Genomic DNA, 25,088 nt, shown 5'->3' on the forward strand with positions numbered 1-25,088 from the left:
GGAGCATTCCGATGACGCTTGAACTGACCGCGCAGGACCGATCCATGCTCGACGGCGAGCAAGGCCCATCCGCGGCCGCCGCCATGAAAATCCTCGTCGCCTTTTCCAACGCGATCGGCGCGCGTGGCCTGCTCGACATTTCGGGTGCCCATATCGATGGCTGCCTCTATCACGGCAAGGCCGGGCTCGATTTCGTCGAACGGCTGGTCGAGGGCGGCGGGCGCGTGCAGGTGCCGACGACGCTCAATGTCGGCTCGTTCGATCTCATCCATCCGGGCATGGTGAAGATGCCGGCGGCCGAGGAGGTGCCGGCGCGGCGGCTGATGAAGGCGCATCTGGAACTCGGCTGCCAGGCGACCTTCACCTGTGCGCCCTATCAGACGCGCTTCCGGCCCGAATTCGGCCAGCAGATCGCCTGGGGCGAATCCAACGCCATCGTTTTCGCCAATTCGGTGATCGGCGCGCGCACCAACCGCTATGGCGATTTCATCGATCTGTGCTGCGCCATGACCGCGCGCGCGCCAGCCTGGGGCCTGCATCTGAGCGAGAACCGGCGTGGCCGCATCCTGTTCAAGTTGAACATCGCCAAGGCCGAACCAGGCGACAGCCTGTTCGTCGGCGTCGGGCTGATCATCGGGCAAGCCAGTGGCGACCGCATTCCGGTCATATCGGGCCTGCCGAAGCCACGCGACGAGGATCAGTTGAAGGCGCTGGGCGCGGCCGCCGCGACGACGGGCGCCGTAGCGCTGTTCCATGCGGTCGGCATCACGCCGGAAGCGGGGACGCTCGACGAAGCGTTGCACGGCCAAGTCCCCGAAGAGACGATCATCGTCACCCGCGCCGATATCGATGATGCGCTGGCCAGGCTGTCTATGGTGCCGGAAGGAGCGCCGCTGGCGGCGGTGTCGCTCGGCACGCCGCATTTCTCGCATGAGGAATGGATGCGCCTGTTGCCGGTGCTGCGCGAGGCAGCACCTGGCAAGGGCATCCCGATCTACGTCAACACCGGCCGCGCGACGCTGACACGATTGCAGGAGGAGGGCATGCTCACAGGCATGGAAGCGTTCGGCCTGATCCCGGTCGCCGACACCTGCACCTATGTGACCGCGATTCTCGAGCGGCTCGACGGTGTGGTGATGACCAACTCCGGCAAATGGGCGCATTACGCGCCGGGCAATATCGGCGTAACCGTCGCCTTCGCCGACATGAGGGATTGCATCCGCTCCGCCGCGGTCGGGCATGTCGTGAGGAGTGGTTCATGACGCGATCGGCTGCAAGTGGAGTTGTCGAATGGCCGGGCGCTTTCCAACTCGCCGGCGAGGCCGAAGGCCTGGCTTTGGTGTTTTCGCAGGCGCTCAGTTTCTGGGGCGGCATCGACGCCGAGACCGGCGAGATCATCGATCACTCGCATCCTGGCCTTGGCCAGAACGTGGCCGGCAAGATCCTGGTCATGCCGAGCGGGCGGGGGTCGTCGTCGTCCTCCTCGGTGCTAGCCGAAGCGATCCGTCGTGGCACGGCGCCGGCCGGCATTGTTCTGGAGCGGCCGGACCCGATCCTGGCGGTTGGCGCGATCGTGGCGGAGTTTCTCTACGATATCCATATGCCGCTGGTGGTGTGTGAAATAGCTGAGATTGTTCCTGGTGACCGGATTGCTATCGCTATCGGGCCGGATGGCGGGGCGATCGTCAGCAGGGTCCGAGAAAATCGTTGAAAGTCAGCGCCAACGCTTGTCAGCTTACTGCCATCAGACAGACCTCAAATCTCACCCAGCCATCAGCCCCGCGGCCCCGCGCCGCCAATAGGCCGCTGCCAGCGTCCGGTCCCGGCCCAACCCCAGCGTGTCGCGCCAATATTCGCGCACGATCCTGGCGGCACCGGCTTCCGCCGCGAACCAGCCGAAGGTCGAGCCGTCCTGTGGCCATGCCACCGAGCGGACGGCCTCGGCGAGCAGCTTGTCCTCGCCCGCCGGCACGCCGTCCCTTGTCAGCCAGTGCAGTTCGATGCCCGTGGCGTTGTCGATCTCCTGCTTCTCGCGCTCGTCGGCGACTTCGACAAAGGCGACGCCCCTGGTTTGCGCCGGCAGCGTTTCCAGCAGCCGCGCCAGCGCGGGAAGACCGGTTTCGTCCGATCCCATGACGTACCACTCAGCCTGCCGCACCGGACGGCCGACCGGTCCCATGATGCCGACCTTCATCCCGGCCGCAGCCTGCGTGGCCCAGGCGGAGCCGACGCTGTCACCGGGGTGGACGAGGAAATCGACATCCATGATGCCCCTGGCGACGTCTAGCGCGCGGATGGTGTAGACGCGCGCCACCGGGCGCCGGTCGTCAGCGGGCCAGGCCGGCAGGCCATTGTCGCCGAGCATCGGCCACAGCGGATCGGGCACTTCCCCGGTTGCGAACAGCATGCGGATATGCATGCCGCCGAACTTGGCGAAACGACCGAGGTCCTGGCCGGCAAGACGGATGCGGCGCATATGCGGGGTGAGGTCACGAACCTCTCTTACCGTCATCTCGCGGAACTGGGCGAGGCTGGTTTCGCCAGAGAGATCGCCGGTCCAGACGATCTCCGGGTTTTCCTCCCTGGCGTAGACCTGGACCGCCGTGGCGAGCAGGTCCTTGATGCGGGCGAGCCCGTCGCGGTCGGGCGCGTTGGCCCGCATCACCAACTGCTCCATGTCGATGGAGGCACCGCCAAAGGCAAAGCGGAAATCGATGCGCCGGCCATCATGCGAGGCATCGGCCTCGAAGCTCCGCAGCCTGTCGCTGATGCTGTCCATGTAGTCCGGCAGGCGCTTCAGGTTGAGCCGCGCCTCGCAGGCAAGTTCATGCATCGATGCTTCGCTCATTGTCATCCTCCGATCCTGCCGGTGAGGGCCAGCTTGAAGGTGCGGCCCTTGCCCTGTTCCGTTGCAGCCGTGGTCGACCATGCGCTTTGCGGGTCGGTGTAGGCGGTGTTGAAGACGTTATCGACGCCGAAATCGAGCTTGAGATTGTCGTTGATGGTCCAGTTGGCGAAGACATTGACGAGGTCGAAACCGTCATCGACCACCGGCACGGCGTTGGGATTGGTGCGGCTGGTGCGGGTGATCTTGCCGACGCTGAGATATTGCGCGCCAATGGTGAGCTGATCCTCCAGCATGCGCAAGCCGATCGTGGCCGAGAAGCGGTCGAGCGGCGTGTTGTTCAAGGCCTGGCCGGAATAGACGCCGCTGACGACCTTGGCGTCGATCAGCGCGCCTGCGAGGTTCACGAAACCCCAGTTATGGTCGTAGACCATCTCGGCCTCGACACCCCTGAGGCGCGCGTCGCCGATGTTGATTGCCGTGCGCGGCAGGACGGTGAGGTCGACGTCGATGTAGTCCTCGACATCGGTGTGGAAGACGTTGACCTTGGCGCGCAGCCGGTCGCCCGCCGTCAGCACATCGTCGTACTTCACGTTGATACCGGCCTCCCAGTTCTTCGCCGTTTCGGGCTGCAGCAGGAGATTGGGCCGGTAGGAGTCGGCCCCGCCATGCGCGCCGCCGCCACGGAAGACATCCTGCAGGCCCGGTGCCCGGTAGCCTTCGGAGTAGGTGCCGTAGAGCTGGAAGCCTTCGAACGGCGTGACACCGACGGTCAGGCGCGGCGACCAGCGGTCGCCGGAGATCGACGCCTGTTCCGGCGGCACCGAGCGGGTCTCGCCATCGAGCTGGTAGCCGTCATAGCGCAGGGCCGTGATCACCTGCAGCCAGTTCTCGTAGTCGCCCTGCCATTGCAGGAAGCCGCCATAGCCCTGCTGTTCACCGGCGCCGAAATGCGCGGCTTCAGACGAGGCCTCGAGATAATAATAGTCGAGCCCATAGGTCAGCGTGTGGGCGATGCCCCAGGCGTCGAAGCGCGAGGAGTTCTTCACGTTGAAGCCTGATGTCGCGACATCATAGAAGCGGAAATTGCCGATCGCCGAGGTGGGCCAGGCCTGCGTCTGCTCGGCGCGGGTGCGGTTGTGATAGGCGTTGGCGCTGAGGTCGATCAGGTCGTTGTCGTCAGGCTTCCAGGTGTAGGCGGCGGTGTAGGTCTGGTTGGTCGTGTTGGTGTCGTAGCGGCTCAGTGTCGGCGAGGTCGAGCCGCTCGAACCGGTGATCTGGTCGTTATAGCGCTGCAGGATGGCGCCGAGCTTCAGCTCATGGCCGTCGGCCGGACGCAGCGTCGTCTTCAGATAACCGCTTGTCACGCGCTCGCCGGTCCATGGCACGGTGTCGCCATTGCCGTCGGTGTAGCTGTCGCGGTCGCGATAGATGAGGTTGCCGATGATGTCGGCATCATCGCTGAATCGGTAAGCGCCGGTGGTGCTGGTGGTGAAGCCGTCGCCATTGTCTTCATAGCCGAGCTTCTCGCTCAGGGCCCAACTCTCCTGCGGCTTGAGAAAATCGCCGGCGTCCTTGGTCTCGAAGGAGACGACGCCACCGATGCCGCCCGAACCATAGGCGTTCGACACCGGGCCGCGAATGACGGTGGCTTCCTTGATCAGGTCGGGTTCGACATAGAACGAGCCGGAGCCATGGCCGACGCGCCAGTAATCCTGGCGGGCGCCGTCGAGCGTGACGACAACGCGGCCATACTGTTCCAGGCCGCGAATGTTGATGGCGGTCGCAGGGTCGTCGCCATTCATCGAGGCGGCGACGCCGGGCGTGGTGCGGAAAATGTCGGCGGCGGTGTCGGGTTGAATGCGGTCAAGCTCATCCTGGTCGACGGCGCTGATGGCGGCCATCGATTCGATGACGGCGGTCTTGATCATCGTCGCCGAGATGGTGATCACGTCGAGCATGGTCGCGGGCTGGCTCTGCCTGGCACTGGCCGGCGCCAGGCGGTCGCTCTTGGCGGCCGCCTTTTTCTCCTGTTCCTGTTCCTGCGCATTGGCGAAAGGCACGGCGCAGAGGCCGAGTACGAAGGCGAGCGCGGTGCTGGCCATCAAGGTCGTGTTTGTTGTCGTTGTCATGCAAGCCCCAAGCAAATGCAAACTGCTGGCGGTGGCTGAACGGCCCTGGCTGGCATGATTGGAATCCCTCGACCAAACGGTCCGGGCAGAGGTCACATATTAAAACATGATGACATTAGTCAACTTTAAATTTATAGGCCAAGCCAATCATCGAGAAGGCAAATGGACAGGAGTGAACGATGCAGGGCAGCGTAGGCGAGGGCAGGCGGAGTCCATGGTTCCAGCCGGGCAGGATCCTGGCGGTGCTGTTTCTGGTGCTGTCGGTGCTGGCACCGTCCTGCGGCTTCAAGGCGCTGGCCGCCGAGAGCGTTGTCGATGCGCTGGGACGAACTGTCGCGCCGGGGCCGGCAACGAGAATCCTGACGCTTGGCTCCGATGTCACCGAGATCGTCCATGTGCTTGGCGCCGGCGAGCGCATCATCGCGGTCGACCGGGGCAGCAAGTATCCGCCCGAGGTGACCGAGAAGCCCAATGTCGGCTATCGCCGCCAGCTTTCGGTGGAAGGGCTGGCGGGCCTGCGTCCCGATCTGATCCTGGCGGCCGAGGACAGCGGGCCGCCGGAAGCGGTGGAGGTGCTGATGTCGCTCGCGATCCCGATCGTCTTCGTCCCGCAGGACAACACGCCAGAAGGCATTGATCGCAAGATCACGCTGATTGCCGCCTCGCTCGGGCTCGAGGACAAGGGCAAGGCGGTTTCCGCCGAGGTGCTCGCCGCCTTCAAGGCCGCCGCCGAGCTATCCGAGAAAATCCCGCTGGAGCGGCGCAAGAAGGTGGTGTTCTTCCACGGGCTGGTGAAGTTGAGCGCCGCCGGCACCGGCACCGCGGCCGACGCCATCATCCGCTATGCCGGCGGCCTCAATCCGATGGATGTCGTGCAAGGCTACAAGGCGGCCTCGGAGGAGAAACTGGTGGAGATGGCGCCCGATGTGATCCTGATGATGAGCGACGGCAAGGGCGGGCCGACGCCGGAGCACGTCTTCTCAAACCGCGCGCTGGCGGCCACGCCAGCGGCGGCCAACAAGGCGCTGATCGTGCTCGACGGCGCCTACATGATCGGCTTTGGCCCGCGCACATCGGATGCGATCCGCGACCTGGCGAAGGCGCTTTATCCGGAAGGGTGATGCCGGCACCAACCCTTGATCCGCAGATGGCGCCTCATTCGCCGGATTTCTCCGGATTGCCTGCTTCCCGCACAAACTTGCCGGTCCGGGCCGGAACATTGGCACGATATTCTAGTCCTCGCGGTTGACCGTAAACGCGTTCTCCAGCCTATAATTCTACTAAATTCATAGACTAACTGCGGGCGTCCAGCACGCCCGTAGCATGGCCCGTGAGACAGGTGGAAAAGGGAGCGCATCGATGCCGAAGACAGAGTCCAATCCGATCGAGCTTGGCACCAAGGCGGCGGATTTCCTGTTGCCCGACGCGCAAGGCGTGTTGCACCGGCTGGCCGATTTCGACGCCAGGCCGGCCCTGCTCGTCGCCTTCATCTCCAACCGCTGCCCGTTCGTCGTGCTGATCCGCGAGCAACTCGCCGCCTTCGCCAGGGATTATGCGGCCAAGGGGCTGCAGGTGGTGGCGATCAACGCCAACGACCATGAGGCACACCGCGAGGAGACGCTCGCCCGCATCGGTGAGGAAGCCGAGAAATTCGGTTATTCCTTCCCCTATCTCAAGGACGCCTCGCAGCAGACGGCCAAGGCCTATGGCGCGGCCTGCACGCCTGATTTCTTCCTGTTCGGCGCCGATCGCCGGCTGGCCTATCACGGCCAGTTCGACGATGCGCGGCCGGGCAATGGCAAGCCGGTGACGGGTGCGGATCTGCGCGCCGCGGTCGATACGGTGCTGGAGGGCGGCAGGCCCGCGGCCGATCAGGTGCCGTCGATCGGCTGCAACATCAAATGGAGCGCCGGCAATGAGCCGGTGTGGTTCGCGGGCGCGGCCCGCGCCGCCTGAAGCGGCCGCGGCCTGCCTTGAATCGATCGCCGAGTAGCCATGCCCCAACCACAACGATCCGTGTCCGACAGCTTGCATCTGCAGGCCGATGTGCTGGTGCTCGGCGGCGGGCCGTCCGCGGCCTGGGCGGCGGTCGCGGCGGCTGAGAGCGGCGCCAAGGTTGTGTTGGCCGACAAGGGCTATCTCGGCACCAGCGGCGCCACCGCGCCGTCCAACACAGGCACATGGTGCGTGCCGCCGGGCGACAACAGGCATGCCGTGGTCGAGCGGCGCTGGCAGCGCACCGGCGAGCTCGCCGACCAGCGCTGGATGCTGCGCTGCGTCGACACTGCCTACCGCAACCTGCTCAGGCTTTCCGAATGGGGTTATCCCTTCCCCAGCGAGGAGGACGGCCGGCTCTACATCGCCAATCTGCGCGGTCCCGATTACATGCGCTTCATGCGCCGCCGCGTGCTTCTGGCCGGTGTCACCGTGCTCGACCATCACCCGGCACTCGAACTGCTTTCGGACGGCGATGCCATCGTCGGTGCCGCCGGCGTTGCCCGGCAGGCGGGTCATGACTGGCGCGTTGATGCCAATGCAGTGGTACTGGCGACCGGCGGCTGCGCTTTCCGCGAGCGCATCCTCGGCGGCACCGGCCTGACCGGTGACGGCTATCTGATGGCGGCGGAGGCCGGAGCCAGCCTGTCGGGCATGGAGTTCACCGGCAAATACACGCTGGCACCGTACGGCTCCTCGCTCAACAAGGGGTTGCCGTTCCGCTGGGCCTCGTTCCATCGCGAGGATGGTTCGCCGATCCTCGGGCCGACAGGCGAGCCGTTGCGCAACGGCATTGGCTCCCGCGAGGAAGAAGTGGCGCGCGCGCTGATCGATGGTCCGGTCTATGCGCGGCTCGACCAGGCCGAGCCGGCGCTGCAGGGCTGGCTGCGCCAGGGCCAGCCGAATTGCTTCGTGCCCTACGACCGCGCCGGCATCGACCCGTTCACCGAGCTGTTCCGTATCACCTTGCGCGCCGAAGGCACGGTGCGCGGCACGGGCGGCGTCGACATCGTCTCCGACGATTGCGCCACCGGCGTGCCCGGCCTCTATGTAGCCGGTGACGCGGCCAGCCGCGAAATCATGACCGGCGCGGTTTCCGGCGGCGGCGCCGTCAACTCATCCTGGGCGCTGGCCAGCGGCTGGTGGGCGGGCAAGGGCGCCTCGATCCATGCCAAGCGTCGCGGCGGCAAGGCGTTTCGCGGCATCGTGCAATCGCTCGGCCAGGCCGGCTTGAGGCCGGCAGCATCGCCGCGCGCCGACATTGCGGCAGGTGAGGTGATCGACGCCGTGCGCAACGAGGTGACGCCGCTCGAGGGGAATTTCTTCCGCAGCGGTGCCGGTCTCGATAAAAGCCGGGAGCGGCTGGAGAGCGTCTGGCGCGATGTGCGCGACCATCTGCAGGGCGAGGGGCTGGATCGGGTCCGCACACGCGAGGCGGCATCGATCGCCGCGACCGGGCGCTGGTCGGTGGCTGCCGCGCTGCATCGCGCCGAAAGCCGCGGCATGCACCGCCGCACCGATGTGCCTGGCAAGAGCCCTGATCTGGCGCACCGGCTGGTGATCACCGGCGTCGACGCGTTCCGCATTGCCGGCGCGCCGGAGCGGCTCGCGGAGCTGGCTTCATGATCGAGATCGTCTCCGCCACGCGCTGCATCGAGTGCGACATCTGCGTCAAGGTATGCCCGACCAATGTCTTCGACGCGACTGACAACGGCGCCCCCATTATCGCGCGCCAGGACGACTGCCAGACCTGCTTCCTGTGCGAGATCTATTGCCCGACCGATGCGCTTTACGTGGCCGAATTCGCCGAAGGGCCGACCGGCATCAGCGAGGCGGAAGTCGAGGGGCGGCTTCTGTTCGGCTCCTATGCTCGCGCGCTCGGCTGGAAGCGGGGCAAGGCCGGCGGCTCGGAATTCGACCCGACGCACCACATCCGCGTGGCGCAATAGGAGGGGACAAGATCATGGACCGCATCGTCGTCAGCGACATCAAGAAAACCTTCCAGCTCAAGCCGGGGCAGTTCGTCACCGTCGACGGCGAGGCGACCGATCGCGTCACCGTGCTCGACGGCGTCGATCTGTCCATCCGCAAGGGCGAGTTCATCACGCTGGTCGGGCCGAGCGGCTCCGGCAAATCGGTGCTGCTCGACATCATCGGCGGATTGACGCAGGCGACCGGCGGGGACGTCCAGCTCGACGGAAGGCGGATCACCAGGCCTGATCCCAAGACCGGCTATGTCTTCCAGCAGTATGCGCTGTTCCCCTGGCGCACGGCGCTGGCCAACATCGAATACGCGCTGGAGGTGCGCGGCGTCGCCAAGGCGGAGCGTACGGCCACCGCCCGTCACCTGCTGTCGCTGTTCGGTCTTGCCGGCTTCGAGGACCGTTTCCCAAACCAGTTGTCCGGCGGCATGCAGCAACGCGTGGCAATCGCGCGGGCGCTGGCCAGCAACCCTGAAGTGCTGTTGATGGATGAGCCCTTCGCCGCTCTCGACCAGCAGACGCGCGAACTGCTGCAGGGCGAACTGCTCAGGATCTGGGGCAAGATCAAGACGACGGTCATTTTCGTCACCCACTCCATCGACGAGGCGATCTTCCTCGCCGACCGGGTGGTGGTGATGACCGCGCGGCCAGGCGCGGTCAAGGAGATCATCGACATCGCCCTGCCGAGGCCACGCGACGGCGACATCCGCGCCAGCACCGCCTTCAACGATTACCGCGCCCGCGTCTGGGACGTGCTGCGCGACGAGGTCAACAAGGCACAGAAGGACTGGACGCTGTCGCCAGCCTTCAGCCATTGAGGAGCTAGCCATGGCCTACCTGACCGAAAAGCTTGGCCCCGCCATCGGTTTTCGCGGCGTTGCCGGGGCGGCGCCAAGGGCTGGCCGCGCCGCCAAGGCCCGAAGGAAGAGCGCGCATTTCGGCACTTTCGTCTACGGCTTGCCGCTGCTCGGCCTGTTCTTCCTGCTGTGGGAGATCGCGCCGCGGCTCGGCTGGCTCAACCGCATCTTCTTTCCGCCGCTGAGCGAGGTGATGGTGGCGTGGTGGAACCTGCTCGCCTCGGGCGTGCTGATCGAACATATCGGCATCAGCCTGCAGCGCGCCGCGATCGGTTTCGCGCTCGGCGTGGTGGTGGCCATTCCGCTCGGCCTCTTGATGGGACGCTATGCGCTGTTCGAGAAGGTCAGCGACCTCCTGGTGCAGACGCTGCGCAACACCTCGCAATTCGCGCTGCTGCCGGTGTTCATTCTTTTGCTCGGCATTGGCGAGGAATCGAAGGTGGCCATCACCTTCTACTCCTCGGTGTTCTTCCTGCTGGTCAACACGATCAGCGGCGTCAAATCGGTCGATCCGCTGCTGATCAAGGCGGCACGCTCGATGGGCACGTCCGACTTCGACCTGTTCCGCAAAGTCATCCTGCCGGCCAGCATTCCCTCGATCGTCGCCGGCGCGCGGCTGGCGGTCAAATCCTCGCTGTTCGCTGTCATCGGCGCCGAGATGCTGGCGGCCAAATCCGGCCTCGGCTTCCTCATCCAGAACTCGCAGCTGATGATGGAGACGGGCGACATGTATGCCGGCATCCTGACGCTCACCGTCATCGGGCTGACCGTCAACTACCTGCTCGTCTGGTTCGAGCGCTGGGCGACCGCCTGGAAAGGCCAGTCCGAGTCTTCGCTCATTTAAGCCATTCATTCCAATCAGGAAGGATTTTCCCATGACCAGCATCGCATTCGATGGATTTCGCCGGCTGCTCCTGAAGGGCGCCATTGCCGTCGTCATCGGCCTTGGCGGCATGCCCGCCTTCGCGCAGGACAAGCCCGATGTGATCCGCATCGGCAGCACCGCGCCCGGGCATCTCAAATTCATCCTCGCCCAGAAGGATGGCTGGTGGGACAAGGAATTCGCCAAGGACGGCATCAAGGTTGAATTGGTGACCTTCAATGGCGGCTCGGAGGCGACGACGGCGTTGGCCACCGGCGCCATCGAGGTGACCTATACCGGCAACAACCCGGCGCTGCGCGTCGCCGCGTCCGGCGCCGATGTCAAGCTGATCGGCCTGTCGAGCTATGTCAGGGCGGGCGGCTCCTACGTCGTCGTCAAGGCCAACTCGCCGCTGAAGACCCTGCAGGACCTCAAGGGCAAGAAGGTCGCTTATCTCACCGGCACGGTGAGGCATTCGAATTTCAGCAAGGCGCTGAACAGCGTCGGCCTGACCACGAATGACGTCGAGGGGCTGAACCTGCCTTTCGAGGCCTCCGGCCCCGCGCTATTGCGCGGCGACATCGACGCCATCGTCGAGACGGACTCGACAGCGGCCAAGCTGGTCGACACCGGCGAGGCGCGGGTGCTGTTCGACACAAGCACGCATCCGGAGTGGAACGTGCCCAACGTCATCTCGGTCAACGGCGCTTTCGCGGCGAAATATCCCGACCTGGTCAAGCGGCTGCTGAAGGTCGATATCGAGATTTCGCGCTGGGCCGACGCGCATCCCGACGAGACGATCAAGATCTTTGTCGAGGCGACCAAATCGTCGGAGAAGTCAGTGCGCAAGACCTATGCCGACGGCGTGTTCCACCAGGATCCCAAACTCACCGACGACGCCATCGACGCCTTGAAGGGCGAGGAGAAATTCATGGCTGGCGCCGGGCTTTTGAAGGGTTCGATCGACTACGGCAAATGGGTCGACAAGAGTTTCGTCGACGCCGCCGCCGCGCAGGTCGCCGCCGTCCAGTAAGTCAGAAGCGTCGGGCGGCGCTGCGCCGCTCGTCCCGATCCGTCAGATTTCCGGGATGTTCTCCTTGAAGATCACCTGCAGCCTGGGCTGGTGCAATTCATAGGGGAGCCCCCGGACCGCATGGGTCAAGGTGTTGAGTGCTTCGCGGGCCTCGACGCGCGGGTTCTGGTCGATGACCGCGTCGAGCGTGCCGTCGAGCAGCAGGTCCTTGGTGCCGTCCGTCACCTCATGGCCGAGAAAGACCATGGATTGCGCACGGCCGCGCTCCTTGAGCGCGCGTGCGATGCCGGTGTTGCCGGCGCCGACATTGTAGATCGCGGCAAGGTCGGGGTGCCGCTCCAGAAGCGCCGATGCCTCCGAATAGGCCTTTTCGCGGTCGTCGAGCATCTCGCGCATCTCGACGATCTCGAGATTGGGGGATTCCTCGGTCAATATGTGCCGGAACCCCATCTCGCGTTCCTCATGGCCGCGATAAGACAGCGAGCCGGCGAACAGCGCCACCTTGCCGGGACGTTCCGGGCCCATGAAACGCTTGAGCAGATAGCCGGCCAGGCGACCCGCGGCACGGTTGTCGATGCCGATATAGGCGACCCTCGGCACATGCAGGATGTCGGAGGCGATGGTCACCACCTTGACGTCATTGGCCGACAGCGAGCGGATCGCCTCGCGTACCGTTGGATGGTCTAGCGCGATGACGCCGACGCCTTGCGTCTGGCCGCGCAGATCCTGCAGCAGACGGGCAAGCCGGTCTGGATTGAAGCCTTCAATCGTGGCGATGTGCACGTCGAGATCGGGGCGCGCCAGGGCCTGTGCCTCGATGTGGCGGTGCAGCATCTTGATGAAGGAGTTGGTGCCGGCCGGCAGCGCGAAGTCGAGCCTCATGACCTCGCCGGATGAGGGCCTCGGCGGTGCCCCGTTCGGACTTTCGGCGATGTAGCCGAGGCGCTGCGCCATTTCGAGCACGATGTCGCGCGTGCGCGCCCGCACGCCGGGACGGTTGTTGAGCACGCGGTCGACGGTGGCTGCGGAAACGCCAGCTTCCCGGGCTATGTCAGTCAGGGTGGAACGCACCGTCTTTCATCTCCTCAATGCATCAAGATCGTGCAATGCCGGCCGCCGGCATGATGGCGACGGCACCCGCTATCCGCGATTCTGATGGGAAATGATGTATCCGGCCTTGGCCGAAGCGCAAGCCGCCGGGCTAAATCAGGTCGCCTGACGGTTCGGAGCCGGGATGGGAAAGCACATTTCCCATCAATTCGAGGCATCAGGAGCGATGCATGGACCTTGGTATGACGCATTTCCTCGCCTTATTGCGATGTTGTGAGGTGTTTTGATTATTTATGATGTTGACAGCCTTCCGATACTGCCGTCAATATCCCTCATGGGCTCGTGGAGGAAACATTGAGCCCTGAGGGAGGAATTCCAATGTCTGATCTGATCCGCATATCGCGACGCCGATTGCTGGCGTCCGGAGGAAAGGCGGCGGCGTTCGTGGCCGCGGCCGGCATCGCACCGCAATTCATTCGTCCCGGCCGCGCCTTTGCGGCCGACGCGCTGGCGCCTGGCATGATCGGCGGCCCGACCGGTTTCGAGGGCGCCGAGCGTTATCAATACGGCGCGGACACACCGGAAGGCCGCGCCATCGAGGCCGCCAAGGCGCTGAAGGGCGCAGGCAAGGCGCCGGCTAGAATCGTGCTCGGCCTGTCGGACGGCTCGATCGGCCAGCTGACGCAGCCTTTCCCGGCCGGCGCGCCATCGATCAAGGAGCTGTGGGAAAAGGAAACCGGCATTCCGATCGAGATCGTCGGCCTGCCGAACGGCCAGGAATTCACCAAGACGATGCAGGATATCTCCACCAAGGGTGGGGCCTACGACATCTATTCAACCGAATGGAACCGCCTCGGCGACCTCGCCGAGACCGGCGGCATCGCCAAGCTGGACGACTTCGTCGCCCAGTACAAGCCCGAGTGGGACGATCCCAAGACCGGCTATGTCGACGGCGCCAAGGGCGTGTCGCTGCTCAACAAATATCGCGGCTCGAACTATGGCGTGTCGCTCGACGGCGACTTCCAGACCTGGGTCTACCGCACCGACCTGTTCGGCGACGCCGCCGAGCAGAAGGCCTTCAAGGACAAATACGGCTACGACCTGGCGCCGCCGAAGACCTGGAAGCAGCACAGCGACATCGCCGCCTTCTTCCAGCGCCCCGACAAGGGCCTGTTCGGCTCGACCGACCTGCGCAACCAGGGTTGGGGCTACACCAACTGGTACCAGCGCTATGTCTCGATGGCCTCGCCCAACCAGTTCCTGTTCGGCGACGACGGCAAGCCGCTGATCAATTCCGAACACGGCATCGCCGCCACCAACGAATATGTGGAATCGCTCGTCCATCATTCACCGGATGCGATCTCATGGGGCTGGCCGGAGCAGTATGGCAATTTCGCCAAGGGGGGTGCCGCAATGACCTGCGCCTTCTCCAATCTGCCGAAATTCCTCGACAATGCCGGCAACAAGGATTCGGCCGTCACCGGCAAGATCGGCACGATGCTGCCGCCGGGACGCGAGATCGACGGCAAACTGATCAGCCGCTCGGTGCTGTGGTTCTCGCTGACCGGCATGGTCTCGTCGCAGTCGAAAAACCAGGAAGTCGCCTACCTCCTGCTGCAATGGCTGGGCTCGGCCCGCATCTATGCCTGGATGAGCGCCAATCCCGGCGGCTATCTCGATCCGTTCCGGCTTTCGGATTTCTCCGATCCGCTGGTGCGCCAGACCTATCATGCCTACCACATGGATGTGGTGCGCGAGACCGTCGCCCGCACGGTGCCGACCATCAACTATCCCGGCGCCACCGCCTTCCACAACGCCCTGGACGAAAACCTCATGGCCTCGCTGACCAAGGCCAAGACCGCTGAACAGGCGATGGCCGACACCGAAGCCGAGTGGAAGAAGATCGCCCGGCGGATCGGCGAGGACAAATTGCTCGAAGCCATCAGAACCAACAAGGAGGCCTGGCCGACCGTTCTCGATCCGATCAGCTGATCCGTCTCCCTGGATCAGAGCCGGAGGGGAGGGGCGAAAGCTCTTCCCCTCCGCACCAGAGCATGATCCCGAAAAAGTGGGACCCGGTTTTCTCGGACAAACGGTTTTCCGTTTGTCCAGAGATCATGCTCCCTCTAACGCCACCAGCAAAAGCAGCCAGATGAAGCGTTCCGTTCCTTTCGAGATATTCCGCTACGCTGCGATCCTCGCGGCGATGGCGGTGACGCTGGTGCCGATCCTGTGGATGGTGTCGATGGCCTTCAAGCCGATCGCCGAATGGTCGGCGACCGGTGTCGACCTGACCTGGTGGCCGAAGAACCCGACACTCAGCAATTTCCAGTTCGTCTTCGGCGAATCCACCAACAATTTGATCGTGGCGCTCGACCGCACCGCGCTGAAGCCGATCCTGTCGTCGCTGCTCTCGGCGGTGTTCGGCACCGCGATCGCCATGTCGGCGGGCACGGCCGCTGCCTACGGCCTGTCGCGCTTCGGCTCCGGACAGAATCTGCCGCTGGCGCTGATCCAGCTCAGGCTGTTTCCGCCGATGGCGGTGATGATCCCTGTCATGATCATGTGGTCGTTCCTGAACTTCACCGACAGCTGGTGGGGGCTGGCCCTGATCTACGGCATCGTCACCTTGCCGTTCGCCTTCTGGCTGATGAAGACCTTCTTCGACGACATGCCGCGCGAGATCGAGGAAGCCGCCCTGGTCGAAGGCTGCTCGCGGCTGCGCGTCTTCACCCGCATCACGCTGCCGATGATGCGCGCGCCGCTCGCGAGTGCTGCCCTCTTCGTCTTCATCCTCAACTGGTCGGACTATCTGATCGCGCTGCTTCTGACGACGCGCGAATGGGTGACGATCCCCGTCTACATGGCCTCGCTGTCGTCCTCGATGACCGGCCAGCTCTATGGTGCCAAGGCAGCGCTGGGGCTCATCGCCGCCGTGCCGCCGGTCATCATGGGCATCGCCATCCAGCGCCATCTGGTGCGCGGGCTGACTTTTGGAGCGCTCAAGCAATGAGCGCGGTGATTGCCACGATTTCGGAGGACGCGATGAAGGCCGTCCAGGCAAAGCCGGCGCCGCGCGATGAAGGAGCAAAGCTGGGCTTCCGGCTGACGCTGCCGGCGCAGATCCTGGTGCTGTTCATCTCGGTCTTTCCGCTGCTCATGCAGCTCTACATCAGCGTCACCGACTGGTCGCCGCTTTCGGGCCTCGGCTGGTGGAATGCCTGGGAGATGTGGAACAGCTTTGCCAACTATACGGACCTTGCCGCCGATGCGCGCTTCTGGAGCGCGCTGAAGCGCACGGCGATCGTCATGATCGTCTGCGTGCCGGCCGAATTCCTGCTGGGCCTGGCGCTGGCGACGCTGTTCGCGGACGATTTTCCGGGCAAGCGCATCTTCTATTCGATCCTGCTGACGCCGATGATGGTGGTGCCGGCGGTGGCCGGCTACATGTTCTTCATGCTGTTCCAGTCCGGCGGCCCGGTGAACGACATCCTGTCCGCCATATCAGGTACACAGGTCACCATCGCCTGGCTGTCGGACCCGACGCTGGCGCTGATCGCGGTGATGATCGCTGATATCTGGCAATGGACGCCGCTGATGTTCCTGATCCTGCTTGCCGGCCTGGTCGGCGTGCCGGAGGACCAGATCAAGGCGGCTACCTTGCTCGGCGCCAATCCTTGGCAGCGCTTCGTCACCATCGTGCTGCCGAAGATGAAGACCATCATCATCATCGCGCTGGCGATCCGCGTGATCGAGAATTTCAAGATCTTCGACACGCTCTACATCATGACTGGCGGTGGTCCCGGCGTCGCCACGGAAACGATCTCGGTCTACATCTACAAGGTCACGACGCAGGACCTGATCTGGGGTTATGTGGCGGCGATCGCGCTGGCCATCCTGATCGTCCTCTCCGTCGTCGCCGTGTTCGCCATGAAGCGCATGGCGCGGGCAGGGCAGGTGGCGGCATGAGCGCGATCCAGCTGCGCAACCTCACCAAGACATTCGGCGACTTCACCGCGCTGAAGACGATGGACCTCGACATAGCGGATGGCGAGTTCATGGCGCTGCTCGGGCCATCCGGCTGCGGCAAGTCGACCACGATGAACATGATCGCCGGCATGGAAGAGCCGACCAGCGGCAAGATCCTGTTTGGCGAGCGCGACATGGCCGGCGTGCCGATGGGCCGGCGCGGCGTCGGCTTCGTCTTCCAGAATTACGCCATCTTCACCCATATGACGGTGCGCCAGAACCTGGCCTACGGGCCAAGAATGCGCGGTGCGGCGAAAACCGAGACCGACCGACGCGTCGGCGCCATTGCCGAGCTGCTGCAGCTGACGCCGCTGCTCGACCGCAAGGCCGACCGGCTGTCGGTCAACATCTTGCAGCGCGTGGCGATCGGCCGCTCGGCGATCATGGAGCCGGCGATCTTCCTGCTCGACGAGCCGCTGTCCAATGTCGATGCCGCCTTCCGGGCCGTCATGCGCACCGAGCTGAAGCAGCTGCAGCGCCAGTTCAGGCAGACCATGGTCTATGTCACCCACGACCAGCTCGAAGCCATGACCATGGCCGACCGCATCGCCGTCATGGACCACGGCGTTCTGCAGCAGGTCGGCACGCCGCTCGAAGTCTACAACAATCCGGTCAATGTCTTCGTCGCCCGCTTCATCGGTGCGCCGGGCATGAACCTGCTCCAGGGCAAGCCGGCGGAGAGTGATCGCGGGCTTGTCGTCGATCTCGGGCCGCTGGGTATCACGCCGCCGCTGCCGGACGAGTTGGCGGCCACCCTGCGCGGTGCCAGCGGTGACGTGCTCTACGGCTTCCGGCCGGAGCAGGTGGCCCTGGCGCAGGACGGCCGCGGTCTTGCCATGCCTGTCACCTTCGTCGAGCGCATCGGCGCGCGCACCATCGTCCATCTCGGCCAGGGCGAGGGCGCCGTGAAGGCGGTCTTCGACAATGATGTCGGGCTCTCGATCGGACAAACAGCGGTTGTCGCGCCCACGGCGGCGTCGGTGCGCATCTTCGATGCCGCCAGCGGCCTTGCGATGAGGGTGGATTGAGCCATGGCCGACATCGTCTTCCGCAACGTGACGAAACGATACGGTGCAACGCTCGCCGTGGACGATGCGTCGTTCACCGTCAACGACAACGAGTTCTTCTGCTTCTTCGGGCCGCCGCTATCGGGCAAGTCGACGATGCTGCGCCTGGTGCTCGGGCTGGAGAGCCCGGACGCCGGAGAAATCCTGATCGGCGGCAGACCGGTCAACACGGTATCGCCGGCCGAGCGCAATGTGGCGATGGTGTTCCAGAACCTGGCGCTGTTCCCGCATATGAGCGCGCTCGACAATGTGCGCTTTCCGCTGGTCGAACGCGGCGTCGCCGAGCTCCAGATCAAAAAGCGCGTCGCCGACGTCGCGGCCAAGCTGCATATCGGCCACATCCTGCACAAGCCGCCGGCGCAGCTTTCGGGTGGCGAGCGGCAGCGCGTGGCGATCGCGCGTGCGCTGGTGCGCGATCCCAACGCCTATCTGATGGACGATCCGATCTCGGCGCTTGATGCCAGGCTTCGCGAGGAGACGCGTGTCGAGCTGAAGCGGATCCAGCGCGAACTCGGCAAGACGCTGATCTATGTCACCCACGACCAGGAAGAGGCGATGTCGATCGCCGACCGCATCGCCATACTGGAGAATGGCAAGATCCGGCAGATCGGTGCGCCGGCCGAGATCTATGACCGGCCGGCCAGCACCTATGTGGCGCGGCTGCTCGGCTCGCCTGTCATGAACATCCTGAAATCGGCGCGCGGCGAGGGCGGTGTCGAGGCGGCTGAAGGCACGATCCGGATTGCCGACAAGACTGCTCCTGCTGATGCCGTCGAGATCGGGTTGAGGCCGGAAGACATCAAGGTCAGACCCTGGGCGGACGGGGGCTCGGGCCGCCCGGCGCGGGTGTTCGAAGTCGAGCCGCTCGGCGGCTACACCGTCGTGACACTCGCTGCCGGGCAAGCGCGGCTGAAGGCGCTGTTGCGCGGCCAGCCCGACATCAGGCCTGACGCCATGGTGGCGATATCCTGCGAGGCCACCCGCGTGCATTATTTCGGACAGAGCGGAGGCGCGTTGTCGAGATGATTGCGGCCGCAAGGACAGAATTTCGGGAGGAAGACATGGCAGCCAAAGGCTTCGAACCGGACGTGAAGGTCCGCACAAAGGAATACAGGATCGGTTGCGTCGGTGCCGGCATGATCATGGCGGAGTGCCATCTCGCCGCCTACAAGGAGGCCGGCTTTCCAGTCGTGGCGATTGCGTCGCGCACGCGGGCGAATGCGCAGAAGGTCGCCACGCGCTGGGGCATCCCGACCGTGCACGACACGCCGGAACGGCTGATCGAGGACACGAATGTCGAGATCATCGACCTTGCCTTCCCGCCCGATCTGCAGCCGGCGCTGATCCGCCACGCGCTGAAGCAGAAGCACATCAAGGCAATCCTGGCGCAGAAGCCGCTGGCGCTGTCGGTCGAGGAAGCCGTCAAGCTGCGCGATGAAGCGGCGAAGGCCGGCAAGATCCTCTCGGTCAACCAGAACATGCGCTACGACCAGTCGATGCGCGTCTTGAAGCAGATCATGGACAGCGGCGCGCTCGGCGACATTGTCTTCGCGCAGATCGACATGCACGCCATCCCGCACTGGCAGACCTTCCTCGAGGATTACGACCGGCTGACGCTCGCCAATATGAGCGTGCATCATCTCGACGTGCTGCGCTTCCTGTTCGGCGATCCCGACGAGATCACGACGCTGACGCGCAAGGATCCGCGCACGACATTCGACCATCTGGACGGTATCACCGTCTCGACGTTGCGTTTCCCGTCCGGCGTGCTCGCGGTTTCGCTCGAGGATGTCTGGTCCGGCCCGCGCCAGGAGGGATACAAGGACGACCAGCACATCAACTGGCGCGTCGACGGCACGAAGGGTGTCGCCAAGGGCACGATCGGCTGGCCGACGGGTGCGGCCTCGACGCTGACCTATGCCTCCGCGGAAACCACCGGCGGCGAATGGGTCAGCCCAAGCTGGGACACGATGTGGTTCCCGCATGCCTTCATCGGCGTGATGGAGCAGCTGCAGCACGCGGTGAAGACCGGCACGCCGCCCGCGCTCTCCGTCGCTGACAATGTCAAGACCATGGCGCTGGTCGAGGCGGGATACCGCTCGATGGCATCGGGCCGAACGGTCAAGCTTTCCGAAATCGCTATCTGATCACCGCAACCGAAACACCAGACAACTGAATCGCTTACAGGGAGGAATTCAAGATCATGATGCAGGCAGGTATTTTCACGGGCTATTTCCCGTACGGCCTCGAAGAGACGGCGAAGAAGATCCGCGGCCTCGGTTTCAACACGGTGCAGCTCGATCTCCACTTCAAGGATGTCGACCTGTCGGCCGGACAGATCACGCAGGACAAGGCGAAGAAGGTCCGCGACGTCTTCCGCGACCACAACCTGCCGGTCTGCTGCGTGTCGGGCTACACCAACATCATCCATCCGGACAAGGCCGAGCGTGACAAGCGCGTCGGCTATCTCAAGGAGATCATCCGCAACGCCCGTCATTTCGGTTCGCCTTACGTGATCTCGGAGACCGGCACCTACAACACCGAATCCGACTGGGTCCATCATCCCAAGAACAAGACTGAGGAAGGTTTCGAGGAATGCCGCAAGGTGATCGCGGACCTCGCGCAGACGGCTTATGACCACGGCGCGGTCTTCCTGCTCGAAACCTATGTCAACAACGTCGTCGGCTCGGTCGAGGAGACGGTGAGGATGTTCGCGCAGGTCGACCACCCCGGCCTTGGCTTGCTGATGGACCCCACCAATTATTTCGAGACGCACAACATCGACAGGATGGACCAGATCCTGAACCAGGTGTTCGACACGCTGACCGACAAGATCAAGATCGCGCACGCCAAGGACGTCAAGCGCTCGGGCGATGACAAGTCGGAGAAGCACGCCGATATCGGCGACGCCGATGCGATGGAAAGCCATACGTTCCGCGGCGTCGGCGAGATCGAACTGCCGGCGCCGGGCCTCGGCTCGCTGAACTATGATCTCTATCTCAAGCGGCTGGCTGAGAAGCATCCGAACATCCCGGTGATCATCGAGCATCTGTCGGAGGACGACGTGCCGCGCGCCAAGAAATTCCTCGACGGGAAATTCCGCGCCAACGGCCTTTGATGATTGTTTCGCGCTGCCGGTTCGCGGCCGCTCGGCTCCAAACAAGGGAGGAAAGAATGTTGAAATTCGCTTGGAAATTGGCGGCCGCGGCGACGGTGCTCGCCGGCGTGGCCCTCGGCACGACGGCGCAGGCGGCGGAGGGCCAGAAGACCTTTTATCTGCTGTCGCATGGCGGCCCCTCGGATGCGTTCTGGATCGACTGGAACGCCGGCGCGACCAAGGCCTGCGACCAGCTCAAGGTGACCTGCAAGATCTCTTTCAGCGGTGGCGACATGGCGGCGCAGAAAGAGGCGTTCAACTCGGCGCTCGCCGCCAAGCCCGACGGTATCGCCACAACCTCGGCGCAGCCGGGGCTTTGGACAGAGGAGGTCAAGGCTGCAAAGGCTGCCGGCATCCCGATCGTGTTCTTCAACACCGACGATCCGGCGACGGGCCGCCAGGCCTATGTCGGCGCCGACCTCAAGGAAGCCGGCGCGGTCTGGGCCAAGTACCTCGTCGACCACAAGATGGTGAAGCAGGGCGACAAGGTGTTCCTGCCGGTGGAAGTTCCCGGCGCCAGCTATCAGCAGTTGGAGACGGAAGGCATCGCAAGCGTTTTCGATCCGTTGGGGATCAAATACGACGTCGTCGATTGCGGCACCGATCCGGCCGGCATCATCGCCAAGATGACCGACTATATGGTGGCCAACAATCCGCCGGCGATCATCGCGCTCGGCGATTCCGTGGCGGCCAGCGTGAAGCGGGTGTTCGACGGTGCCGGCGTGCCGGCAGGCAAGATCCCGGTCATCGGCTGGGGCAATTCCAAGGAGACGGCGCAGGCCGTCAAGGACGGCTTCGTCAACGCCGCCGCCTGGCAGTACCCGTCGGCGCAAGGCTTCATGCCGGTGGCGTTGCTCGGGCTGGCCGCATCGGGCGAGCCGATCGGCTACGACATCCACACTTTCGGTCTCTACGACGCCTCCAGCGTCGACCCGATCCTGAAGCTCTACGACAAGAAATGATAAAAGCAGCGCCCGCTGCGAAAGCGGCGGGCGTCTTTCCAGCATGGTTCAAACAGTCATGACGATCGCCGCAGAAGACGAGATGCCTGTCGGGAAACGCAGATCGAGCCTGATACGCTCGCCGCCATTTTCCTCGCTCGTCATCCTCATTGTCCTGCTGGCGGTGTTCGCCATCGCCGACCGCAACTTCCTGTCGCCGCTCAACATCTCCAACATGATGGCGTTCCTGCCCGAGCTCGGCATCATCGCGCTCGGCATGACGCTGCTTCTGACGGCGGGCGAATTCGACCTGTCCGTCGGCGCGGTGTTCGGACTGGCGCCGGTGGTGGTGATGCTGCTGGTGCAGAACGGGGGATTGGATATCGGCATCGCCCTTCTGGCCGGCCTTCTCCTGTGCATCGCGATCGGCGCGATCAACGGGCTGATCGTCACCAAGATCGGCATTTCGTCTTTCCTGGTGACGCTGTCGATGCTGCTCGTCGTACGCGGCGCGGCCCTCTACATCACGCAAGGGTTCCCGCTGAAATCCTGGGACCAGCCCGGCTTTTTCGTGACCCTGCTGGCGGGCAGCTTCAATGTCGGTTCGTTCCGCTTCTATACCTCGCTGTGGTGGTTCATCGGCCTGTCGCTGTTTGCCATCTACATCCTGCGCTACGCCAAGCTCGGCAATTGGATCAGCGCCATCGGCTCCAACCGCAACGCGGCGGTGGCGCGCGGCGTGCCGGCGGACGCCGTCAAGATCTGGCTGTTCATCGCGACCTCGGTGCTGGCCGGTCTTGCCGGCATGATCAGCGCCTTCCGCATCTCCGCCGCTTCGCCGGTGGCCGGTACCGGCTACGAACTGGAAGTCATTGCCATGGTGGTGGTCGGCGGCACGGCGCTGACCGGCGGGCGCGGCACCATCCTCGGTACCATCGTCGGCGCGCTGATGCTGCGCGCCATCCGCAACGGCATCGTGCTGATCGGCGTGCCGGGGCTGGCCTACAACATCTTCGTCGGCCTCATCATCCTCGCCATGCTGATCCTGCACGCTTTGCTGCAGAAGAACGCCGCAAGGAGCTGATAATGGACGTGCTTCGGCTGCAGAATTTGCAGAAATCCTTCGGCAGCGTGCGCGCGCTGAAGAATGCCTCGCTGACGCTCAGGGAAGGCGAAGTGGTGGCGCTGCTCGGCGACAATGGCGCCGGCAAATCGACGCTGATCAAGGCGATCTCGGGCGTGTTCCCCGTCGACCGAGGCGACATCTATGTGCGCGGCGAAAAGGTCTCGATCCGCTCGACCCGCGATGCGATGGACCTCGGCATCGAGACCATCCATCAGGACACGTCGCTGGCGCCGGATCTCAGCATCGCGCGCAATCTTTTCCTCGGTCGCGAGCCGGTCAATTTCGGCTGGCTCGGCGTGTTCGCGCCGCTCGATCTCGCCAAGCTGCGCAAGGCCGCTTCCGAACTGCTCAAGCGCGTCGGCATCTCGAAGAAACTCGACGCCGATGCGCTGGTTTCGACGCTGTCGGGCGGCGAACGCCAGTCGATCGCCATATCGCGCGCCATGCAGTTCGCCGCCAAGGTGATCATCCTCGACGAGCCGACCAACAATCTCGGCGTCGAGGAGACCCATGGCGTGCTGCGCTTCGTCAAGGAAGTGCGCGACGCCGGCCATTCGGTGCTTTTGATCACCCACAACATCCACCACGTGTTCCAGGTCGCCGACCGCATCATCGTCATGCGGCGCGGCGAAATCGTCGCCGAACAGATCGTCGCCGACACCGACCTCTTGACCGTGGAAAGCATCATCACCGGCGCCGACATGTCGGCCTTGCTCAAAGAGGCGAGGGCAAAGTGAAGGGCGTCGCATGGTAGAGCTTTACGGCAAGACGCTGTCGCGAAGGCAAGTGGCGGAGCGATCCGGCATGCTGTCGCAATTCGCCGGCGTGCGGCTGATGACGCTTGGCGACGGCGTGGAGCGCGGCATCCGCATGCTGGAGTTCCGCACCGGCTCGGGCCTGCGCTTCACGGCGCTGGTCGACCGGGCGCTTGATATCGCCGATTGCGAGTTCAAGGGCCAGGCGATCGGCTGGCATTCGCCGAGCGGCTTCCGCCATCCAGGTCTGCACGACTATGAGGGAGAGAGCGGGCTCGCCTGGGCACGCTCCTTTTCCGGGCTGCTCGTCACTTGTGGCCTCGACCACATATTGGGCCGGGAAGAGGTGCCGGCCGAAAACTACAACTACCCCGGCAAGAGTACCGTCACCCATTCGCTGCACGGCCGCGTCGGCACCATTCCGGCACGGCTGACCGGTCATGGCGAGCGCTGGGAGGGCGACCGCTGCGTGCTGTGGGCCGAAGGCATCGTCCAGCAGTCGGCGGTGTTCGGCGAGGATCTGCATCTCATCCGTCGCATCGAAGCCGATGTCGGCGGCAACGAGATCCGGCTTTCAGACCGTGTCGTCAATCACGGCTTCAACCGCACGCCGCATATGTATTTCTACCACATCAATGTCAGCCATCCCCTGCTCGACCAGGGTTCGCGCTATCTCGCGCCGATCCGCGACGTGGTGTGGGCCGGTCATACCGGCGAGCGCTACAAGGCGCAGAAGGTCGGATATCGCACAGCGCCGGAACCGCGAATGGGGTTCAGCGAGCAGGTCTGGCAGCATGAGATGGGCGCCGACGCAAAGGGCGAGGTTCCGGTGGCGGTGGTCAACGACCGCCTCGGACTCGGTTTCGAAGTGGTGACGCGCAAGGACCAGCTGCCTTGTGCCTATCAATGGCAGAATTTCCAGGCCGGGCAGTATGCGCTGGGCATGGAGCCTTCGACCCATCATGTGCTCGGCGATCTCGCCGCGCGCGACCGCGGCGAGATGATCTGGCTGGAGCATGGGGAAAGCCGGGCCTACGATGCGGTGTTCCGGGTGCTCGACGGTGCGGGTGAGATCGCGGCCGCCGAAAACCGGATCGCGGCCATCGCCCGGCAGCCAAAGCAGGATTATCCTCAGCCTTCCGGCAATTTCCCAAGACTGGCGGGCAGGGCATGAGCGCTACATTTATCCAAAGCGAGCCTTCCGGCCGGCGGACCGGATTGCCAGCGGTGCATGACGATTGGAGGTCGATGTGACGA

General features: G+C 64.3%; 23 protein-coding genes. 20 read left to right on the forward strand and 3 right to left on the reverse strand.

All coding sequences use genetic code 11. The features are described 5' to 3' along the window. Positions 1–11: 11 nt before the first annotated feature. Positions 12–1,262: an aconitase X gene (locus EB230_RS15645; RefSeq protein ID WP_172373096.1), complete on the forward strand. Its 1,251-nt coding sequence runs from the start codon at positions 12–14 to the stop codon at positions 1,260–1,262. Next, complete coding sequence (locus EB230_RS15650) at positions 1,259–1,711, forward strand: DUF126 domain-containing protein (protein WP_172373098.1); 453 nt, start codon at positions 1,259–1,261, stop codon at positions 1,709–1,711. The genes EB230_RS15645 and EB230_RS15650 overlap by 4 nt, the downstream gene beginning before the upstream one ends. A 51-nt stretch (positions 1,712–1,762) precedes the next feature. Here EB230_RS15650 and EB230_RS15655 read toward each other — a convergent pair whose 3' ends face one another. Both EB230_RS15655 and EB230_RS15660 read right to left on the reverse strand, forming a co-directional pair. Continuing rightward, positions 1,763–2,848, reverse strand: a complete 1,086-nt coding sequence (locus EB230_RS15655; protein ID WP_172373100.1) for a siderophore-interacting protein — start codon at positions 2,846–2,848, stop codon at positions 1,763–1,765. Between the two features lie 2 nt (positions 2,849–2,850). Further along, complete coding sequence (locus EB230_RS15660; protein ID WP_172373102.1) at positions 2,851–4,977, reverse strand: TonB-dependent hemoglobin/transferrin/lactoferrin family receptor; 2,127 nt, start codon at positions 4,975–4,977, stop codon at positions 2,851–2,853. Positions 4,978–5,156: 179 nt separating this feature from the next. Between EB230_RS15660 and EB230_RS15665 the strand changes: the two genes are divergently transcribed. From EB230_RS15665 to EB230_RS15695, 7 genes are all read left to right on the forward strand, one after another. After that, entirely contained in the window at positions 5,157–6,098 is a 942-nt protein-coding gene (locus EB230_RS15665; protein WP_172373104.1) for an ABC transporter substrate-binding protein, read from the forward strand. A gap of 238 nt (positions 6,099–6,336) precedes the next feature. Next, positions 6,337–6,933 carry a thioredoxin family protein gene (locus EB230_RS15670; RefSeq protein WP_172373106.1) on the forward strand — a complete coding sequence of 199 codons (597 nt, stop codon included), beginning with the start codon at positions 6,337–6,339 and terminating at the stop codon, positions 6,931–6,933. A 39-nt stretch (positions 6,934–6,972) separates the two neighbouring features. Further along, entirely contained in the window at positions 6,973–8,598 is a 1,626-nt protein-coding gene (locus tag EB230_RS15675; RefSeq protein ID WP_172373108.1) for an FAD-binding protein, read from the forward strand. Then, positions 8,595–8,921: a ferredoxin family protein gene (locus tag EB230_RS15680; protein ID WP_056571701.1), complete on the forward strand. Its 327-nt coding sequence runs from the start codon at positions 8,595–8,597 to the stop codon at positions 8,919–8,921. The genes EB230_RS15675 and EB230_RS15680 overlap by 4 nt, the downstream gene beginning before the upstream one ends. Positions 8,922–8,935: 14 nt before the next feature. Next, complete coding sequence (locus tag EB230_RS15685) at positions 8,936–9,772, forward strand: ABC transporter ATP-binding protein (protein ID WP_172373110.1); 837 nt, start codon at positions 8,936–8,938, stop codon at positions 9,770–9,772. 10 nt (positions 9,773–9,782) lie between these two features. Then, positions 9,783–10,655, forward strand: a complete 873-nt coding sequence (locus EB230_RS15690; protein WP_081294887.1) for an ABC transporter permease — start codon at positions 9,783–9,785, stop codon at positions 10,653–10,655. 31 nt (positions 10,656–10,686) lie between these two features. Further along, positions 10,687–11,706 carry an aliphatic sulfonate ABC transporter substrate-binding protein gene (locus EB230_RS15695; RefSeq protein ID WP_172373112.1) on the forward strand — a complete coding sequence of 340 codons (1,020 nt, stop codon included), beginning with the start codon at positions 10,687–10,689 and terminating at the stop codon, positions 11,704–11,706. 42 nt (positions 11,707–11,748) lie between these two features. Here EB230_RS15695 and EB230_RS15700 read toward each other — a convergent pair whose 3' ends face one another. Beyond that, entirely contained in the window at positions 11,749–12,777 is a 1,029-nt protein-coding gene (locus tag EB230_RS15700; protein WP_056571709.1) for a LacI family DNA-binding transcriptional regulator, read from the reverse strand. 357 nt (positions 12,778–13,134) lie between these two features. On the opposite strand from EB230_RS15700, the gene EB230_RS15705 reads away from it, so the two are divergent. The 11 genes from EB230_RS15705 to EB230_RS15755 all read left to right on the forward strand — a co-directional run bounded on the left by EB230_RS15705 (position 13,135) and on the right by EB230_RS15755 (position 25,005). Continuing rightward, entirely contained in the window at positions 13,135–14,748 is a 1,614-nt protein-coding gene (locus EB230_RS15705) for an extracellular solute-binding protein (RefSeq protein WP_172373123.1), read from the forward strand. 160 nt (positions 14,749–14,908) lie between these two features. Then, complete coding sequence (locus EB230_RS15710) at positions 14,909–15,769, forward strand: carbohydrate ABC transporter permease (protein WP_056571715.1); 861 nt, start codon at positions 14,909–14,911, stop codon at positions 15,767–15,769. Continuing rightward, positions 15,766–16,725 (forward strand): sugar ABC transporter permease, encoded by a 960-nt coding sequence (locus tag EB230_RS15715; RefSeq protein ID WP_056571718.1) that lies wholly within the window; start codon positions 15,766–15,768, stop codon positions 16,723–16,725. Before EB230_RS15710 ends, EB230_RS15715 begins: the two co-directional genes overlap by 4 nt. Further along, positions 16,722–17,813, forward strand: a complete 1,092-nt coding sequence (locus tag EB230_RS15720) for an ABC transporter ATP-binding protein (protein ID WP_172373125.1) — start codon at positions 16,722–16,724, stop codon at positions 17,811–17,813. Before EB230_RS15715 ends, EB230_RS15720 begins: the two co-directional genes overlap by 4 nt. Positions 17,814–17,816: 3 nt before the next feature. Beyond that, positions 17,817–18,878: an ABC transporter ATP-binding protein gene (locus EB230_RS15725; RefSeq protein WP_056571724.1), complete on the forward strand. Its 1,062-nt coding sequence runs from the start codon at positions 17,817–17,819 to the stop codon at positions 18,876–18,878. 35 nt (positions 18,879–18,913) lie between these two features. Next, positions 18,914–19,999, forward strand: a complete 1,086-nt coding sequence (locus EB230_RS15730; RefSeq protein ID WP_172373127.1) for a Gfo/Idh/MocA family oxidoreductase — start codon at positions 18,914–18,916, stop codon at positions 19,997–19,999. A gap of 56 nt (positions 20,000–20,055) precedes the next feature. Further along, positions 20,056–20,970: a sugar phosphate isomerase/epimerase gene (locus EB230_RS15735; RefSeq protein WP_056571731.1), complete on the forward strand. Its 915-nt coding sequence runs from the start codon at positions 20,056–20,058 to the stop codon at positions 20,968–20,970. A gap of 56 nt (positions 20,971–21,026) precedes the next feature. Further along, positions 21,027–21,971 (forward strand): substrate-binding domain-containing protein, encoded by a 945-nt coding sequence (locus EB230_RS15740; protein WP_172373128.1) that lies wholly within the window; start codon positions 21,027–21,029, stop codon positions 21,969–21,971. A gap of 43 nt (positions 21,972–22,014) precedes the next feature. Continuing rightward, entirely contained in the window at positions 22,015–23,034 is a 1,020-nt protein-coding gene (locus EB230_RS15745) for an ABC transporter permease (RefSeq protein WP_172373130.1), read from the forward strand. Then, entirely contained in the window at positions 23,031–23,813 is a 783-nt protein-coding gene (locus EB230_RS15750; protein ID WP_162258925.1) for an ATP-binding cassette domain-containing protein, read from the forward strand. Before EB230_RS15745 ends, EB230_RS15750 begins: the two co-directional genes overlap by 4 nt. 10 nt (positions 23,814–23,823) lie before the next feature. Next, on the forward strand, positions 23,824–25,005 hold the full coding sequence (locus tag EB230_RS15755; protein WP_172373132.1) for an aldose 1-epimerase family protein: 1,182 nt from the start codon (positions 23,824–23,826) through the stop codon (positions 25,003–25,005). Positions 25,006–25,088: the final 83 nt, after the last annotated feature.

This window comes from Mesorhizobium sp. NZP2234, from assembly GCF_013170765.1.
GTDB classification, from domain to species: Bacteria; Pseudomonadota; Alphaproteobacteria; order Rhizobiales; family Rhizobiaceae; genus Mesorhizobium; species Mesorhizobium loti_D.

Excerpts from the sequence above, each read along its gene's own strand:
- EB230_RS15645 (WP_172373096.1), top strand. The coding sequence starts at position 12 with ATGACGCTTGAACTGACCGCGCAGGACCGATCCATGCTCGACGGCGAG.
- EB230_RS15650 (WP_172373098.1), top strand. The coding sequence starts at position 1,259 with ATGACGCGATCGGCTGCAAGTGGAGTTGTCGAATGGCCGGGCGCTTTC.
- EB230_RS15655 (WP_172373100.1), bottom strand. The coding sequence starts at position 2,848 with ATGAGCGAAGCATCGATGCATGAACTTGCCTGCGAGGCGCGGCTCAAC.
- EB230_RS15660 (WP_172373102.1), bottom strand. The coding sequence starts at position 4,977 with ATGACAACGACAACAAACACGACCTTGATGGCCAGCACCGCGCTCGCC.
- EB230_RS15665 (WP_172373104.1), top strand. The coding sequence starts at position 5,157 with ATGCAGGGCAGCGTAGGCGAGGGCAGGCGGAGTCCATGGTTCCAGCCG.
- EB230_RS15670 (WP_172373106.1), top strand. The coding sequence starts at position 6,337 with ATGCCGAAGACAGAGTCCAATCCGATCGAGCTTGGCACCAAGGCGGCG.
- EB230_RS15675 (WP_172373108.1), top strand. The coding sequence starts at position 6,973 with ATGCCCCAACCACAACGATCCGTGTCCGACAGCTTGCATCTGCAGGCC.
- EB230_RS15680 (WP_056571701.1), top strand. The coding sequence starts at position 8,595 with ATGATCGAGATCGTCTCCGCCACGCGCTGCATCGAGTGCGACATCTGC.
- EB230_RS15685 (WP_172373110.1), top strand. The coding sequence starts at position 8,936 with ATGGACCGCATCGTCGTCAGCGACATCAAGAAAACCTTCCAGCTCAAG.
- EB230_RS15690 (WP_081294887.1), top strand. The coding sequence starts at position 9,783 with ATGGCCTACCTGACCGAAAAGCTTGGCCCCGCCATCGGTTTTCGCGGC.
- EB230_RS15695 (WP_172373112.1), top strand. The coding sequence starts at position 10,687 with ATGACCAGCATCGCATTCGATGGATTTCGCCGGCTGCTCCTGAAGGGC.
- EB230_RS15705 (WP_172373123.1), top strand. The coding sequence starts at position 13,135 with ATGTCTGATCTGATCCGCATATCGCGACGCCGATTGCTGGCGTCCGGA.
- EB230_RS15710 (WP_056571715.1), top strand. The coding sequence starts at position 14,909 with ATGAAGCGTTCCGTTCCTTTCGAGATATTCCGCTACGCTGCGATCCTC.
- EB230_RS15715 (WP_056571718.1), top strand. The coding sequence starts at position 15,766 with ATGAGCGCGGTGATTGCCACGATTTCGGAGGACGCGATGAAGGCCGTC.
- EB230_RS15720 (WP_172373125.1), top strand. The coding sequence starts at position 16,722 with ATGAGCGCGATCCAGCTGCGCAACCTCACCAAGACATTCGGCGACTTC.
- EB230_RS15725 (WP_056571724.1), top strand. The coding sequence starts at position 17,817 with ATGGCCGACATCGTCTTCCGCAACGTGACGAAACGATACGGTGCAACG.
- EB230_RS15730 (WP_172373127.1), top strand. The coding sequence starts at position 18,914 with ATGGCAGCCAAAGGCTTCGAACCGGACGTGAAGGTCCGCACAAAGGAA.
- EB230_RS15735 (WP_056571731.1), top strand. The coding sequence starts at position 20,056 with ATGATGCAGGCAGGTATTTTCACGGGCTATTTCCCGTACGGCCTCGAA.
- EB230_RS15740 (WP_172373128.1), top strand. The coding sequence starts at position 21,027 with ATGTTGAAATTCGCTTGGAAATTGGCGGCCGCGGCGACGGTGCTCGCC.
- EB230_RS15745 (WP_172373130.1), top strand. The coding sequence starts at position 22,015 with ATGGTTCAAACAGTCATGACGATCGCCGCAGAAGACGAGATGCCTGTC.
- EB230_RS15755 (WP_172373132.1), top strand. The coding sequence starts at position 23,824 with ATGGTAGAGCTTTACGGCAAGACGCTGTCGCGAAGGCAAGTGGCGGAG.